The sequence below is a fragment of the Corynebacterium sp. ACRPJ genome (assembly GCF_022347345.1).
In the GTDB taxonomy this organism is placed as follows: Bacteria; Actinomycetota; Actinomycetes; order Mycobacteriales; family Mycobacteriaceae; genus Corynebacterium; species Corynebacterium tuberculostearicum_D.
This window is the reverse complement of the sequence record NZ_JAKRNC010000013.1, coordinates 40,240-53,709: the sequence shown is the minus strand read 5'-3', so window position 1 is coordinate 53,709 and position 13,470 is coordinate 40,240. Positions and strand designations below refer to the sequence as shown.

Sequence of the window (13,470 nt, the reverse complement as noted above, 5' to 3'; positions counted from 1 at the left end):
CGTGATAGTGGGCGCGGGGCAGGTTTCTTTTCAGGAAAAAATGAGTAGAATATAAGAAACCCGTCCATTCTGCTTATTTCCTGTGAGGAGCTCCACTGACGATGCGCCGCCGCTCTCTGCGTCTCGGTATTACGACGCTCCTGTCTGCCACCTTGCTCGGTGGCGCCACGCCGGCCGTGGCCTATGAGATGCAGCGTGATTCTGCCACCTCGTTGCGCATCATTTTGGATTCGGGCGAAAAGATTGAGCAGGATAACGCGGCTGCGGCCATCCTGGCTATTGCTACCCAGCGCAAGGAAGCATTGGTGGCCGATGGAATTTTGTCTCAGGAAAAGGCGGATGCCGCCTTCGAGTACTACTTTGGCAAAGCCCGGCTCAATACCGCGCGCACCGATGGCAATATTTATTCCACTCCACTGGACTTCCCGTGGGAGCCAGAGGAGCGGACGCAATCCCTAGACGGCAAGGAGTACACCGAAGCGGCCGTATTGGATTACCTCGACATGCTGGGCGCCAACTATGCCCAGGCGGTAATTCGCGCCGAGCTGGGCGAGTTTACCAAGGACTTGCCGCAGGCCCCCGCCGGCAACGCGGCTACCTCTCAAAGTAGCCAGCTGCCGACCCTCGGGGAAACTGGCTCCGCCTTCCCGGATGAGTTCCCTTCCTATGCGGCGGCGCTGTGCGATATTGTCACCATCACCAAGCAGGTCAATGCACCCTTGGAGCAGGCCGCCGTCTCGCACCGTGATGCGGGAACCGTGCCTGAGGAGGCGACGGCGAACGAGCATTCCGGTCTATCCGCCTTTGAAGGCGGCCTCCTAGCCACCGGTTTGGCGGCGTTGACCAGCGCCGCCGGATTCGGATGGTCCGCACTCGACTGGTCCGAAATCCTTTCTCACCTGGGCCAGTTCTTTTCCTAGGCGTTAAGCCCTGCCCGCTGGGTTAGAGCAAGCGGAATGACGTTAAACCGGTGGGGCTCGCCGAGCCCGTAAATGCATGCTGCTGTTGGCCTATGTAGGCGGAGCCAAAGTACTCGCCATTGGGCCGTGCGTGCAGGCTGGTTAATTGCAGTCTGTCCGTGGCATAGGGGCTTGTGCGACGGCGCACCCACGATCCAATGTGCAGGCGGATGGCATCCGAATAGCGCGGGGAATTGAGATGGGCTAGCGGGCGATAGCCGGCGGCTACCTCCAGCGCGAAGACTACCCAGCCTTGGATGCGGTGCTGGGCGGCGACTTCCGCGGACGTCGGCAAGCGGCCATAGTGCACGCGGTGGGGTGCAATGAAGAGTTTGAGGTGCGAGTAGCCGGGGATGGGCTCGTACATGGTGGGGAAGTAGTGCTCCTGAATAAGGGCAGGAGGCGGACGCGTGATAATTGTCTCATGCCCGCCCCAACCTCGCCATTTCTGAGGGTTTCCTGAAAGGGGTGGGCGCGAATGAGCGCGCGGTTCGCTATACTCTCGGGGAGTTAAAGAGAATCGTAACCAAAGGATTTAAGTACATGCGTGGTCTAATCGTTGACTATGTCGGCGTCCTTGACGGCACCGAAGAAGACAACCGCCGCTGGAAGGCGCTGCTGGCCGGCGCCAAGGCAAATGGCGCAGCAACCGCCATCCTGTCCAATGACCCAGGCGGACTAGGCGCGGAGCACATCCGCGAGTGGGAGTACCGCGGAAACGTCGACGCAGTTGTTCTCTCCGGCGAGGTGGGGGCGGAAAAGCCTGAGGTCGCAGCCTTCCAAGCGGCAGCGGATGCCCTAGAACTGCCGCTCAATGACTGTGTCATGGTTGATGATTCCATCCTCAACGTGCGCGCCGCCGTGGAATCCGGCATGGTGGGCTTTTTGTACACCAGCTTTGACCGCGTCTCCGTTGAAATCCAGGCAGTCTTCGATATTGAAGGTGAGTTTTAGTGGCTAAAGCCCGCGTTTACATCCCTGCGACCTACGCCATGCTGGCGGAACTGGAAGAAACCGGCTCGCTGTCCGCGCGCTCCGGCTGGGGCTTTATGGTGACCCCTGCGCTGCAGGAGTTCTATACCGAGGGCGATGAAGAAGAAATTGCCTACTCGGCCTTCCTCGAGGCCTCTATGGCCTCCATGCGCCTTTTGGCCATCGGCGATGAGGAGAAGTTCCCGCACCGCCGCGTGGTTATCTCGGTAGACTTGGATGATTCTGTCCTTACCCCGCGCCCGGATATGGGCGAGCCGGTGGTAGAGCTTAAGCCGGCACAGTTCAGCAAGGATGACCTAGCGTCCATCCACGTGGATATTGCGGAGTCCGAGGAAACCACCGCGAGGGCCATCGAGGCCATCGATACCGCAGACTTGGGCGATGAAGATGCGGAGCTGGCCGTGGGCGATGCACTGGATAAGTTCATGGCCTTTTATCACCCCACCGAACTCCCTTTCCTCGTAGAATTGCTCTAAAACTCAAGGAGAAAACATGACTCAGCGTTTCAAGAACCTCGCTGCGGCCACCGTTACCGCGGGCGCAGCCCTCATCGCCGCGCCTGCCGCACTGGCAGATACCACCCCAGCTGCAGATGCGGCTGCCGACGCCGTGCCCACCACCCCGTGGCTGGCGCTGCTAGAGACCTCGTCCCAGGGCACCTGGGGCCAGATCCTCGATGTATTCTTCGGCATCGTGGATGCCATTTTGGGAGTTATGGCCGATACCGGCTTCCACCTCTAATTTTCCCACTCCACGTTGGTGCGCAGGGCCTCGAGTAGGCCGCGCACCGCGTCGCGCCGCCGCGCACTGGCGGTATCAGGGGAGATAAGCGCAGGATCATCGAGGCCGCATTCTGGGTCCGCAGGCGGGCCCATATGCGTACAACCGCGGGGGCAGTCCTCGATGGCGGCGGCAAGGTCTTCAAAGACGCCAAGCACGTCATCGGCATCCACGTGTGCGAGGCCAAAGGAACGAATGCCGGGGGTATCGATAATCCAGCCGCCGGTGAATGCATCCTCGGCGGGGAGGGGGAGCGCCACAGATTGGGTGGAGGTATGCCTGCCTTTGCCGACGCCCGATACTTCCCCTGTCTCCCTATCCGCATCCGGTACCAGCCGGTTGACCAGGGTGGATTTACCCACGCCGGAATGTCCGATGAGTGCGGTGACGTGGCCGTCGATGTGCTGGCGCACCGCCTCGAGCCCGTCGTCGACGCCGGCTTCCACCACCGTGACATCGAGATCGGCGAACTCCGCCGCGAAGGGAGCAGGGTCCGTGAGATCGGTCTTGGTCAAGCACAGGATGGGGTGGATATTGCCCACGAATGCAGCAATCAGGGCGCGCTCAACAAATCCGGAGCGCGGCGGCGGATCGGCCACGGCGGTGACGATGAGCATCTGGTCCGCATTCGCCACCACGATGCGCTCATAAGGGTCGGTGTCATCGGCCGTGCGCCGGAGGACGGAGGTGCGCTCTTCCAGCTTCACAATGCGCGCCAGGGTGTCTTTCTTGCCGGAGGTATCGCCCACGACGCCCACGCGGTCGCCCACCTCGATGGCGGTGCGGCCCAGCTCGCGGGCGCGCATGGCGGTGACCCGCGGGCCGTCGTCTAGCGCTACGCCCCAGCGTCCGCGGTCCTTGGTGATGACCATGCCGAACTTGGCATTTTTGTGCTTGGGGCGGTCCTTGGTACGCGGCCGCGAGCCTTTGCCGGGGCGCACGCGCACGTCGGATTCATCGAAAGAACCGAAACGCCTAGCCATTGCTCTCCTGTTGCTCGGGGTCCACCATCGTCTCCCACATGCGGTCGAAGCCAGGCAGGGTCTTCGCGGTGGTGGAAATGTCTTCTACCTCTACGCCCGGTACCCGCAGGCCGATAATCGCACCCGCGGTGGCCATGCGGTGATCGGCGTAGCACGGCCACTCGCCGCCGTGGAGAGGGGCGGGGTCGATATGCAGGCCGTCGGCAAGCTCGGTGACCTTGCCGCCGAGGGCGTTGATATTATCCGCCAGCGCCTTTAAACGGTCAGTCTCGTGCCCGCGCAGGTGCGCAATGCCGGTGAGGGTAGAGGGGGTCTCCGCCAGGGCGCACAACGCCGCGACGGTGGGGGTGAGCTCGCCGATATCGCCCATATTGCGCTCGATGCCCTGCAGCGCGCCGTCCTTGGCGCCCTTGGCAGTGACAAAGCCCGGCTCTTGGGTGACCATGACGCCCATATCCACCAGAATATGGCGAATGGCGTCGCCCGGCTGGGTGGTATTGGCAGGCCAGCGCTTAATGGTCACGCGGCCGCCGGTGACGGCAGCGGCGGCAAGGAAGGGCGTGGCATTGGAGAGATCCGGCTCGATTGCCCATTCCCGCCCGGCAATCGGGCCAGGGTGCACGGTCCACGTATTCTCGCCGGAATCCACGCGTACGCCGGCTTGGCGCAGCATGCCTACGGTCATCTCCACGTGCGGCATGGACGGCAGGGGGCCGCCCTCGTGGGTGACGGAAATGCCCCTTTTAAAGCGCGCGCCGGCCAGCAGGAGTCCGGAGACGAACTGCGAGGAACCAGAGGCGTCGATAGTGACCTCACCGCCTTCCGGTACCCCGTGCGAGCGCACACTAAAGGGCAGGCTATCGCCGTCCACCTCGACGCCGAGCTGGCGCAGTGCATCCAGGGTGGTGGACATGGGGCGGGCGTAGGCCTGCTCGTCGCCGTCGACAAGCACGGCGCCGTCCGCCAGGGCCGCAACCGGCGGGATAAAGCGCATGACCGTGCCGGCCAGGCCGCAGTCCACCGTGGCACCCTTAAGCGGGCCGGGGGTGACGTGGATATCCTCGCCTTCGTGCTCGAAGCGCACGCCCATAGATTCCAGGGCCTTTTCCATCAGCTGCGAATCGCGGGAGACCAGCGGCGCGCGCAGGGTAGAAGGGCCATCGGCCAACGCTGCAAGAATGAAGGCGCGGTTGGTAATAGACTTCGAGCCCGGCACGTGCTGGGCCCACGTAATGGGGCCTGCCGCTTGCGGGGCGGACCAAGGTTGAGACATATCGTCCATAATAGAGGGCATGTGCGGAAGATTCGTTCTTTTTACCGAGTCCCTTCTCGATGAAGTGGGCGCACTGCCCGGAGTTACTGAGGTCCACGCCCCACAAGGTACCCCAGGCCCGCGCTACAATATTGCGCCCACCCAGCCGGTGGCGATGGTGCGCGTGCACGAAAGCCTCGCCCAAGTCGACCCTGCGCGGTGGGCGCTGCTGCCGCACTGGAAGAAGGACCTGGACGGCCCGCCGCTGTTTAACGCCCGGGCGGAGACGGTGGCCACCAAACCCTCCTTCCGGCATGCCTTTAAGGGGCAGCGCTGCCTTATCCCCATGAACGGCTACTACGAATGGCACCAGGAAGAAGGCGGCAAGCAGTCCTATTACGTCCGCGCGGAGGAGGGCCTGTTGTGGGCGGCGGGCCTATGGGACACCGGCCTGGACCGCCTGTCCGCCACGATTGTCACCACCGCCGCCACGGAAGAAATGGAGTGGCTGCACCACCGCCTGCCACGCTTCTTGGCGGCCGAAGAAATGCGTACCTGGCTGGAGGGCAGCCCCGAGGAAGCCGCTGAGCTGCTCTTGCCGACGCCCCTGCGTGGCTTCCACACTCACCCCGCCGACAAGGCTGTGGGCAGCGTATCCAACGATTATCCGGAGCTACTCGGCGAGTAGATCAGCAAAGCTAGCAGAGCACAGCTCTGCGAGGTCCTCCGCATTGAGCTCGATATCCAGCCCGCGGCGCCCGCCGGAGATGAAGACAGTATCGAAAAGGACGGCGGTTTCCTCAACGACCGTGGGCAGCGGGTTCTTCTGTCCCAGCGGGGAAATGCCGCCCGGGATGTATCCGGAGGACTTGGACGCGTCATGCGGATCCGCCATGGCGGCCTTAGCAACGCCGTGGGCGGCCGCGGCCTTCTTGAGGCTCAGGTGGTGGGTGGTAGGGATGACGCACACCGCCAACTGCCGCTTGGACCCTTTGCCCGCCGTTAAATCGATGACCAGGGTTTTGAGCACGCGTTCCGGCTCTACCTCGAGGGCCGCGGCGGCGTGATCGCCGAAGTGATCCTTGCCCGCCTCGAAGGTGTAGACGTGGTGGTCTACGCCGGCATCTTCCACGACTTTGAGCGCTGGGGTGGCTGCATGCGGGGACTTTTTAGACATGACTGGGATCCTAACGCTACGCGTTAGGATAGAAATTGTGGCTAAAGAAACAATCAGCGAAAAGGAGCTGCAGCGCCGCTTCGAAGCGGAAGCGCTGCCCCTGCTAGACCAGCTCTACGGCGGTGCCCTGCGCATGACGCGCAATCCGCAAGATGCTGAGGACCTCGTGCAGGAGACCTACCTCAAGGCCTATAAGTCCTTTCATTCCTTCAAGCAAGGTACAAACCTTAAGGCGTGGCTGTATCGCATCATGACCAATAACTACATCAACTCCTACCGCAAGGCGAAGCGCCGCCCCACGGAGTCCTCGGCCGATGACCTAAGCGATTTTCAGCTGTATACCACTGCTGGGCACGATTCCACCGGCCTGGAATCCGCCGAAGTATCAGCGCTTAAAGAAATGCCGGACGCCACCATTTCAGAGGCCATGAATGACCTGCCCGATGACTACCGGATGGTGGTGTACTACGCGGATGTAGAGGGCTTGGCGTATAAAGAAATTGCAGAAATCATGGATACTCCGCTGGGCACGGTGATGTCCCGGTTGCACCGGGGAAGAAAATTGCTCCGGAAAGCGTTGAAAGACGTGGCACGAGAACAAGGCATTGGATTAGAACACCCAGACATGGAGGAGAAGTAATGGACCGCGCAACGGAACACAACTGTGGTGCGTGTAGCTCCCCAGAGGTACAGGCCCTCCTGTGCGAGCTTCTCGATGAATCCACCACCTATGCCCGCGCACTCGCCATCCGCGAGCACATTGCCCAGTGCGATTTCTGTCAACAGCGCCTCGAGAGCGAGGAGATTATCCGCTCTCTGGTGCGTAACTGCTGTAATGGCCAAGCCAAGGCGCCGCAGGCGCTGCGCCGCCGCATTTCGGTAGAGATCACGCGCATCGACACGGCGTGGTAGGCACTGTTGCTCACCCGCTGTCGTGGGGTCATGGTCTCCTGATCTTCCAACTTTTTGCTTGAGTCCATACTGATCGGGCCGAATTGAGGGCGGAAGGGCCGAATTGAGACCCCAATGTGTTCAATTCGGCCCGATCACATTGGACTTAAGGCACGGAGAGGTCAAGCGGGGGGCTAGGAGACGACATCGATGTGCGTCTGACATAGCAAAAGCCCGGTTCTACGGTCGAAGTGACCGAGGGAACCGGGCTTTGAGTAATGCTGTGCGTTATGCGCCAGGACGCTTGCCGTGATTAGCGGACTTCTTGCGGCGATCCTTGCGCTTGCGACCACGCTTGCTCATTGCGCACTCCTTCGTTGAGGGTATCTGAACTTTATTCAACTGTAGCGGCTAAGGGCGCCGAAACGAAAATTGGGGGCTGCTTATTAAGCGGAAACACGAGCGCGGCCACGGCCGCGGTTGCGGCGACGCTTGAGGGCGCGGCGCTCCTCTTCAGACAGGCCGCCCCAGACGCCGGCGTCCAGGCCGGACTCCAGTGCCCACTTCAGGCAGGAAGTGGCAACGGGGCAACGGTTGCAGACCAGCTTGGCCTTAGCGATTTGGGTAAGTGCAGGACCAGAATTGCCTACTGGGAAGAACAGCTCGGGGTCTTCGTCGCGGCAAACAGCTTCGTGGCGCCAATCCATGATTGATATCTCCTAACAAAAATTCGACAGCAGTAAGCACAAGTGCTTTTCATGAGAAATGAAAAGCAACCAATGCCAGGGTGGGTGGTTGTGTGAACTGGTCTGCGTGCAGTGGGGCCCGGTCTCGAGGTCGGGCCAGCGTCGCCGCCGCCAATGGTTCACATTGTGGTTACTTGAAGTTTCCTTCAAGTTAAGAAGAGGTTTACGTCCTCTTTCTTTTTGCTACCCCAGAATCATGACATGTTTACTCAGACTCCGCTAGGGGTAGAGGCGAAATTGTGGTCAACCTCACGTGAATGAAACTAGTGTGGGGGTCATTTAGGTCGACGTATGAGTTGAAAGAAGCCTGTGAGAAACGCGCTGAACTGGTGCATTGTCCAAAAAACATTGAGTGCGGTGACTGAAGAAGCGTCAAATCTACCCGGCTAACCCCTGCCCCCGCGAAACCTGAGTGGCGCACAAGGAAATGGCCTCGACCGGTGAGTAGACTGTTGGTTTGTGTCTAAGCAGAAGAAAAAGCAGGTAAACAAAAAGCAAAGTGTTTCCTCCGCGCAGCCGGCGCGTGAGGAGAAGGCCCAGCAGGGCGCGCCACAGCCGGTCCTCGTGGCCGCAGCGCTCGCCGTGGTTCAGTCCATCGCCGTCATCTGCTTCGGTATCTTCCTGATTGTGCGCGAGGTGACCGGCGCAGAAAATGGTTCCATGGTGTCGGACTCGGGCTCCGGAAGCTTTGTGGGGCTGGGCACCGCGCTATTTATCTTTATCGTCTTTGGCTTTGTCATCGTCGGTGCTTGGGCCATGGTCAAAGGAAAGCGCTGGGGTAGGGGAGCCATTATCTTGGTGGAGCTCATCTTGGCAGCGAGCTCCTTCCAGATGTTTAGCGGCGGATCGCCGCTACTTGGTGCGGTGACCTTGGCGAGCGCCGCAGTAGTCATCTTCCTGCTGATGTTCGTTCGTGCTTCCACCGAGTGGGCGGCAGCAAACTTCTAAATTCGCTGCCACGCACACTAAGGGCCGCGCCCCGGGTAAATCCGGAAGGCGCGGCCCTTTCTGTAGCGGAGGGTGTTAATCGGCGCTTAGGCCCACGACCTGATCGCCGCGGGTTTCCACGATGGTGTCGCCCGCCAAGGTGAGGTAGACGGGGCCGTGGTAGCCGCCGCGATCAACCGGTATGGTTCGCAGGGTTTTGCCGGTGGACCAATCCATGACAGCAATGCCTGCTTGGGTAGGCACCAACATGTGCTCGTCGACGGCGATGGGGGTGCCGATGGCATCTTCTACCACGTGATCCACTGCGAGGTCGCTCGGCTTGAAGAGATAGAGCCGGGAGCCATCAAACCAGGTCATATGGTGCGGCAGGTCCGCGGTTGCCGGGGCGAACGGCGAGGCGCCTGCATCGATGTCTGGAGAGGGCTCTGCCGAAGTAGAGTCCAGCTTTTCGCCCTTATTGTCATAGGACTCGATCGTGGGGTGCGGTCCTGGGCGGTAGACGGCGGCGGCCTTTTGTCCCACAGCGACAAGCCGGGCGCCGTCGGTGGCTATGTCCACATCGGCAGCGATATCGGGCTCACGGGAATCATCAGGGGTGGTGTCTTGGAAACGCAACCAAGTGGCGCCCGGTTTATCGGGGCAGGACTCGGTCAGTGCCAAATTCTCGGTACGGGTAAGGGCGGAGCTAATGGTGCAGTCTTCATGCGGTTGCTTGTCTGGCTCCTGCTTAGCTTCCACGTCACCGTATTCCACGGTGCGCACCATATCGGAGCGCCACAGATCAATCCGGTCGGTGGAGACCGTTCCTACCCGGTCATTGGAGGAAACGGGTACTACTTTCTCTGAGTTGACGGCGCTGCGGGTGCTGTCATACTCGCCAGTTGCGGCATCGATCGCCACGGTATCCCCGCAGCCCACGCCGGTTTTATACGACGCCACGATTTTGCCCCACGCAGTAGACAGCGAGCACAGATCCGCGTCCGTGCGCTCATAAGTCCAAGCCTCGGAGCCGTCCGGGTTGGTGGCGGTGAGCGTGTGATCGGCGTGCGTGATGGTCAGGCCGTGTGCCGAAACCGCCCGGTATTGGCCGGGTACTGGTTCGTTGGGGAGGTTGAAGGACTCGTGGAGGGCCTCGGGGACGTCGGCAAGCGCGGGTGCATCCTTATCCCCAGGAACGGCCGCTTGGCTGAGATGCGCTTGATTAATATTGGCGGTAATAGCCGCCCCGCCGACCGCGATGGCGCAGACCACGGCAATAACGCCGGTAGCCTTCCAATCGGCGGGGGTCGAGCGCAAAATGGGGGCTTTAGTCATCGGCGGCCTCCTCGTCGGCGCCGGGAGCTGCCGCGGCGCGCGGTGGTACGGGTAGGGGATTTCTCGCGGACAGGCACCTGGCCCACGACCTTGGTCTCAGGGCCGACAGTTTCCTCTACATCCGCGGGGATGTCTAGAGCCTGGGCCAGCTCCGGGGACGTGGAGAACCACTGCGGCGGATTCGGCTCACCCAAATCCAGCTCATCATTAATAACCTGCCATTTGCCCAGCTCATCATAGCCCACCATGGTGATAGCGGTGCCCGTATGGCCGGCGCGACCCGTGCGGCCAATGCGATGGACAAAGGTCATCGGATCATCCGGAACCTGATAGTTGATGACGTGGGTGACATCATCAACGTCGATGCCGCGGGCGGCAATATCAGTGGCGACCAAGATATCCACCTGGCCGGTGCGGAAGGCATGGAGCGACTTCTCGCGCGACTTTTGTCCCAGATCGCCGTGGACCGCGCCCACGTGGAAGCCGCGCCGGGCAAGGTCATCGGCCAACTGGGCGGCCGCGCGCTTGGTGCGGGCGAAGATGATGGTGCGCCCGCGGTCGGAGGCCTGCAGGGCGTGGGCGACGACGGCAATCTTATCCATGCGGTGGGCTTGGAAGGTGACCTTGCGAGTGGAGGAATGGGTGAAATCCTGCTCGCTGGATTCGGCGCGGATATGGATGGGTTTTTCCATAAACCGGCGGGCGAGCGTCAAAATTGCGCCCGGCATCGTGGCGGAAAAGAGCATGGTTTGGTGGGCATTGCCATCGAGTGTCTTGAGGATAGCCTCCACCGAGGGCAAAAAGCCCAGATCCAGCATCTCGTCGGCCTCATCGAGCACCAAGATAGCCACGCGATCTAGCTGCAGTTCGCCGCGTTCGTGGAGATCGATCAATCGGCCAGGCGTGCCAATGATGACATCTACGCCCTTGTTGAGCTTTTTGATCTGTTCCTCGTAGGGACGGCCGCCGTAAATGGAGGCTAAGCGCACGGGCAGGTGGGCGGCAGCCACCTGCAGGTCCTCGGTGACCTGTTGGGCAAGCTCACGGGTGGGGACCACCACGAGGGCGCGCGGGGTGCCATCGAGCTCGTCGATATCGGCGTCATCAAAAACGCGGTCCAAAAGCGGCACGCCAAAGCCATAGGTCTTGCCCATGCCAGTGCGCGCTTGGCCTATCAAGTCCTGGCCGGATAGCGCGATGGGCAGGGTTAATTCCTGGATTGCAAAAGTACGCGTGATGCCACGAGTGGCGAGACCATCGCAGATTTCGGCCGCAACGCCGAGTTCCGCGAAGCTCGGTGGCTGGGATTTTATGTCAGACACACCTTGATAGTAGCCGGGATGGTTATAGTGGGGCCATTGACAATAAAACTCTAGTTAGAGGAGGAATCTTCATGGATATCAAGTTTGGCTTCGCGGATACCGCTCGCGAGCTGGTCATTAGTGCTGCAGGTGACCAAGCCGAGCTGACGCAGAAGATCAACAGTGCCCTGGCGGATAACTCCACCCTGGAATTGGAAGATGACAAGGGCCGCAAATACCTCGTGCGCACTGACCGCGTCGTCTACGTCGAGGTCGGCATTGCAAAGAAGCACGCCGTGGGATTCGCCGGCGCCTAAGGCGAGCGCATAGGGCTGCTGATTCAGCTTTTTTAAATACAAACGGGTAACCTAAGGCCCCATGGAAAAAAGGGAGACTCGCCACGCTCACCGGAGCCAGGGCCACGCACCGGACCACCCCAATGCGGTGGTCCGGTTTGCGCGTCAATATGGCTGGTGGCGCGTGGTGGCTATCCCCCTCATGATCGCGCTGACCATTTGGTTCATCGTCGATATCGCCACCAACTCTTCCTCTGAAGAAAAGGCGGAAGCCACTAGCGAGGCTGCCCCAACGAGTACGGAGAAGATGGGCCCTGACCCTGCCGATGCTGCAGCGGTGAAGCGGGAAATCAGCGAGATGCCGCCCGGTGGCTCCTATACCAAGCAGGGCAAGGGCACCTTCCACGAGGTAGGCGAGCCTGGCGCCGTCGCGGGTAAGGGTGGCGAGCACAAGGTGCGCTATTCCATCGAGGTAGAAGATGGCCTGAACACCGCACCGTATGGGGGCGATGAGTCTTTTGCCGCCATGGTGGAGGCCACCTTGTCTGATCCGCGCGGCTGGACCGCGCATAAGGACTTTGAGTTCGAGCACGTGGCCGCTGATGCGGAACCGGATACCCGCATCCAGCTGACTTCGCTCGGCACCGCCGCAGAGCGCTGTGGCGAGAAGATTGAAACGGAAACCTCCTGCCACACCACCATTACGGGCGAGTCCACCACCATTATCAACGAGGCCCGCTGGGTACGCGGCGCCACGCCTTTTGAAGGCGATATGGGCAATTATCGCCAGTACGTCATCAACCATGAGTTGGGTCATGCCATTGGCTATACGGCCCACCAGCCGTGTGGCGGCCAAGGCAAGCTGGCGCCGGTCATGATGCAGCAGACCTTGGACCTTAACAACAAGAAATTGCACGATCGCAATCCCAGCGAGGTCTATCCTGATGAGGACGTGACCTGCTCACCGAACCCGTGGCCTTATCCGAATCCGGATAATAAGGATCCCCACCAACCCGAATAGGAGTTAAGGATGCCGCTTCCCCCAGAGCATGTTTTAAGCGCCTTCCACGCGGAAACCGGTGCCACTGGTACCCGCCGCGCGCAGGGCGATCAATTGGGTCCGGTGTGGGATAACGGCATCAAGGTGGGTGACGTGGTCTATTCCCAGGCCGGTCCGTTTGCCGCCTGGTCCGCTAAGGTGCGCGAGCGCCTCAGCGTGCAGGGGGCCCGCGTTTCCCGGCCGGTACTGTCTAGCGATGGTCGGCACACGGCCGCAGGGTGGAAGGCTACCCAGTTTATTCCGGGCCATGTTCGCGGGCGCATTGATGAAACCGCACAGATGGCGTTGCGCTTGGATACGGCTCTGGCCGAGGTGCCCATTCCCAACGGGCAGCGCAGCGATGCCTTCGCTCGCGCCGAGCGCGCCGCCTGGGAGGAAACGGGCGAGGCTTATCGCCCAGCCCTGCTTGCCGACGTCCCCCTTATCCCCGCCCACACCGCTCTTCTCACCACCACGGTTTACCACGGCGCTAACCCGCCGGGCATTGTGGACATTGTGCCGAGTGAATCCCCGCGCCCAGCCGGCTGGACGGCCGCTTTGGTCATTGTGGATGGGCTCATTGGCCAGGCTGTTGATGATGGGATTTGCCAGCGCTTCAGTCACGTACCCGGTATGCAGGAATTGCTGTTGCGCGCGGTGTCATATCGCCGTCATGTCAATGACCTGCACTCCGCATCGCGTTCAAACACGCGTTCGCACATAGAGCGGGTGGAGCAGCATCTGGTGTCGCGGGCATCTGCCATACTGGAGCGGTGAGTTACGACCCCCAT

General features: G+C 61.1%; 19 protein-coding genes. 11 read left to right on the top strand and 8 right to left on the bottom strand.

Annotated features, from left to right (window positions below; genetic code table 11):
• Window positions 1–101: 101 nt before the first annotated feature.
• The gene (locus tag MHY08_RS09550) at window positions 102–920 is read left to right on the top strand and encodes a hypothetical protein (RefSeq protein ID WP_239236434.1); all 819 of its coding nucleotides are present in this window, start codon (window positions 102–104) and stop codon (window positions 918–920) included.
• Between the two features lie 22 nt (window positions 921–942).
• On the opposite strand, the gene MHY08_RS09545 is transcribed toward MHY08_RS09550, so the two are convergent.
• Window positions 943–1,326, bottom strand: coding sequence for a hypothetical protein (locus tag MHY08_RS09545; protein WP_005322397.1), 384 nt, complete (start codon window positions 1,324–1,326; stop codon window positions 943–945).
• 176 nt (window positions 1,327–1,502) lie between these two features.
• Between MHY08_RS09545 and MHY08_RS09540 the strand changes: the two genes are divergently transcribed.
• Genes MHY08_RS09540 through MHY08_RS09530 form a run of 3 tightly spaced genes read left to right on the top strand, consistent with a single transcriptional unit; the run spans window position 1,503 to window position 2,693 of the window.
• Window positions 1,503–1,913, top strand: coding sequence for an HAD-IA family hydrolase (locus tag MHY08_RS09540; RefSeq protein ID WP_239236432.1), 411 nt, complete (start codon window positions 1,503–1,505; stop codon window positions 1,911–1,913).
• A gap of 38 nt (window positions 1,914–1,951) precedes the next feature.
• Complete coding sequence (locus tag MHY08_RS09535) at window positions 1,952–2,428, top strand: hypothetical protein (RefSeq protein ID WP_204611462.1); 477 nt, start codon at window positions 1,952–1,954, stop codon at window positions 2,426–2,428.
• Window positions 2,429–2,444: 16 nt separating this feature from the next.
• On the top strand, window positions 2,445–2,693 hold the full coding sequence (locus tag MHY08_RS09530) for a hypothetical protein (RefSeq protein WP_204609908.1): 249 nt from the start codon (window positions 2,445–2,447) through the stop codon (window positions 2,691–2,693).
• Here the strand turns inward: MHY08_RS09530 and rsgA are convergent.
• Both rsgA and aroA read right to left on the bottom strand, forming a co-directional pair.
• A complete protein-coding gene (gene rsgA / locus MHY08_RS09525) occupies window positions 2,690–3,715 on the bottom strand; it encodes a ribosome small subunit-dependent GTPase A (RefSeq protein ID WP_204609906.1) in 1,026 nt (341 codons plus the stop codon). The two genes, MHY08_RS09530 and rsgA, sit on opposite strands and share 4 nt — an antisense overlap.
• Window positions 3,708–5,009, bottom strand: a complete 1,302-nt coding sequence (aroA, locus tag MHY08_RS09520; protein ID WP_239230548.1) for a 3-phosphoshikimate 1-carboxyvinyltransferase — start codon at window positions 5,007–5,009, stop codon at window positions 3,708–3,710. Before aroA ends, rsgA begins: the two co-directional genes overlap by 8 nt.
• On the opposite strand from aroA, the gene MHY08_RS09515 reads away from it, so the two are divergent.
• Window positions 5,008–5,655 (top strand): SOS response-associated peptidase, encoded by a 648-nt coding sequence (locus MHY08_RS09515; protein WP_239236431.1) that lies wholly within the window; start codon window positions 5,008–5,010, stop codon window positions 5,653–5,655. The genes aroA and MHY08_RS09515 overlap by 2 nt on opposite strands.
• On the opposite strand, the gene ybaK is transcribed toward MHY08_RS09515, so the two are convergent.
• A complete protein-coding gene (gene ybaK / locus MHY08_RS09510; protein ID WP_204609900.1) occupies window positions 5,641–6,144 on the bottom strand; it encodes a Cys-tRNA(Pro) deacylase in 504 nt (167 codons plus the stop codon). The genes MHY08_RS09515 and ybaK overlap by 15 nt on opposite strands.
• A 37-nt stretch (window positions 6,145–6,181) precedes the next feature.
• On the opposite strand from ybaK, the gene MHY08_RS09505 reads away from it, so the two are divergent.
• Both MHY08_RS09505 and MHY08_RS09500 read left to right on the top strand, forming a co-directional pair.
• Window positions 6,182–6,784 carry a sigma-70 family RNA polymerase sigma factor gene (locus tag MHY08_RS09505; RefSeq protein ID WP_301438125.1) on the top strand — a complete coding sequence of 201 codons (603 nt, stop codon included), beginning with the start codon at window positions 6,182–6,184 and terminating at the stop codon, window positions 6,782–6,784.
• Entirely contained in the window at window positions 6,784–7,056 is a 273-nt protein-coding gene (locus MHY08_RS09500) for an anti-sigma factor (RefSeq protein WP_005326557.1), read from the top strand. The genes MHY08_RS09505 and MHY08_RS09500 overlap by 1 nt, the downstream gene beginning before the upstream one ends.
• A gap of 267 nt (window positions 7,057–7,323) precedes the next feature.
• On the opposite strand, the gene MHY08_RS11815 is transcribed toward MHY08_RS09500, so the two are convergent.
• Window positions 7,324–7,398: a 50S ribosomal protein bL37 gene (locus MHY08_RS11815; protein WP_100067784.1), complete on the bottom strand. Its 75-nt coding sequence runs from the start codon at window positions 7,396–7,398 to the stop codon at window positions 7,324–7,326.
• Window positions 7,399–7,481: 83 nt separating this feature from the next.
• Window positions 7,482–7,742 carry a WhiB family transcriptional regulator gene (locus MHY08_RS09495; RefSeq protein WP_204609890.1) on the bottom strand — a complete coding sequence of 87 codons (261 nt, stop codon included), beginning with the start codon at window positions 7,740–7,742 and terminating at the stop codon, window positions 7,482–7,484.
• A 498-nt stretch (window positions 7,743–8,240) separates the two neighbouring features.
• Here MHY08_RS09495 and MHY08_RS09490 point away from each other — a divergent pair, with 498 nt between their 5' ends.
• Complete coding sequence (locus tag MHY08_RS09490; RefSeq protein WP_239236426.1) at window positions 8,241–8,729, top strand: hypothetical protein; 489 nt, start codon at window positions 8,241–8,243, stop codon at window positions 8,727–8,729.
• A 75-nt stretch (window positions 8,730–8,804) separates the two neighbouring features.
• Here MHY08_RS09490 and MHY08_RS09485 read toward each other — a convergent pair whose 3' ends face one another.
• Complete coding sequence (locus MHY08_RS09485; protein ID WP_239236423.1) at window positions 8,805–10,043, bottom strand: hypothetical protein; 1,239 nt, start codon at window positions 10,041–10,043, stop codon at window positions 8,805–8,807.
• Window positions 10,040–11,365 carry a DEAD/DEAH box helicase gene (locus tag MHY08_RS09480; protein ID WP_239236421.1) on the bottom strand — a complete coding sequence of 442 codons (1,326 nt, stop codon included), beginning with the start codon at window positions 11,363–11,365 and terminating at the stop codon, window positions 10,040–10,042. The genes MHY08_RS09485 and MHY08_RS09480 overlap by 4 nt, the downstream gene beginning before the upstream one ends.
• Window positions 11,366–11,436: 71 nt before the next feature.
• Between MHY08_RS09480 and MHY08_RS09475 the strand changes: the two genes are divergently transcribed.
• The 3 genes from MHY08_RS09475 (at window position 11,437) to MHY08_RS09465 (ending at window position 13,456) form a co-directional block, all read left to right on the top strand.
• Window positions 11,437–11,661: a DUF3107 domain-containing protein gene (locus tag MHY08_RS09475; RefSeq protein WP_005322370.1), complete on the top strand. Its 225-nt coding sequence runs from the start codon at window positions 11,437–11,439 to the stop codon at window positions 11,659–11,661.
• A gap of 61 nt (window positions 11,662–11,722) precedes the next feature.
• A complete protein-coding gene (locus MHY08_RS09470; protein ID WP_204609886.1) occupies window positions 11,723–12,661 on the top strand; it encodes a DUF3152 domain-containing protein in 939 nt (312 codons plus the stop codon).
• A 9-nt stretch (window positions 12,662–12,670) separates the two neighbouring features.
• Entirely contained in the window at window positions 12,671–13,456 is a 786-nt protein-coding gene (locus MHY08_RS09465) for a hypothetical protein (protein WP_204609885.1), read from the top strand.
• Window positions 13,457–13,470 lie beyond the last annotated feature (14 nt).

Coding starts and splice junctions, on each gene's coding strand:
- MHY08_RS09475 (WP_005322370.1), top strand. CDS start 11,437: ATGGATATCAAGTTTGGCTTCGCGGATACCGCTCGCGAGCTGGTCATT.
- MHY08_RS09530 (WP_204609908.1), top strand. CDS start 2,445: ATGACTCAGCGTTTCAAGAACCTCGCTGCGGCCACCGTTACCGCGGGC.
- MHY08_RS09470 (WP_204609886.1), top strand. CDS start 11,723: ATGGAAAAAAGGGAGACTCGCCACGCTCACCGGAGCCAGGGCCACGCA.
- ybaK (WP_204609900.1), bottom strand. CDS start 6,144: ATGTCTAAAAAGTCCCCGCATGCAGCCACCCCAGCGCTCAAAGTCGTG.
- MHY08_RS09465 (WP_204609885.1), top strand. CDS start 12,671: ATGCCGCTTCCCCCAGAGCATGTTTTAAGCGCCTTCCACGCGGAAACC.
- MHY08_RS09515 (WP_239236431.1), top strand. CDS start 5,008: ATGTGCGGAAGATTCGTTCTTTTTACCGAGTCCCTTCTCGATGAAGTG.
- MHY08_RS09535 (WP_204611462.1), top strand. CDS start 1,952: ATGCTGGCGGAACTGGAAGAAACCGGCTCGCTGTCCGCGCGCTCCGGC.
- MHY08_RS09495 (WP_204609890.1), bottom strand. CDS start 7,742: ATGGATTGGCGCCACGAAGCTGTTTGCCGCGACGAAGACCCCGAGCTG.
- MHY08_RS09550 (WP_239236434.1), top strand. CDS start 102: ATGCGCCGCCGCTCTCTGCGTCTCGGTATTACGACGCTCCTGTCTGCC.
- MHY08_RS09545 (WP_005322397.1), bottom strand. CDS start 1,326: ATGTACGAGCCCATCCCCGGCTACTCGCACCTCAAACTCTTCATTGCA.
- aroA (WP_239230548.1), bottom strand. CDS start 5,009: ATGCCCTCTATTATGGACGATATGTCTCAACCTTGGTCCGCCCCGCAA.
- MHY08_RS09540 (WP_239236432.1), top strand. CDS start 1,503: ATGCGTGGTCTAATCGTTGACTATGTCGGCGTCCTTGACGGCACCGAA.
- rsgA (WP_204609906.1), bottom strand. CDS start 3,715: ATGGCTAGGCGTTTCGGTTCTTTCGATGAATCCGACGTGCGCGTGCGC.
- MHY08_RS09500 (WP_005326557.1), top strand. CDS start 6,784: ATGGACCGCGCAACGGAACACAACTGTGGTGCGTGTAGCTCCCCAGAG.
- MHY08_RS09485 (WP_239236423.1), bottom strand. CDS start 10,043: ATGACTAAAGCCCCCATTTTGCGCTCGACCCCCGCCGATTGGAAGGCT.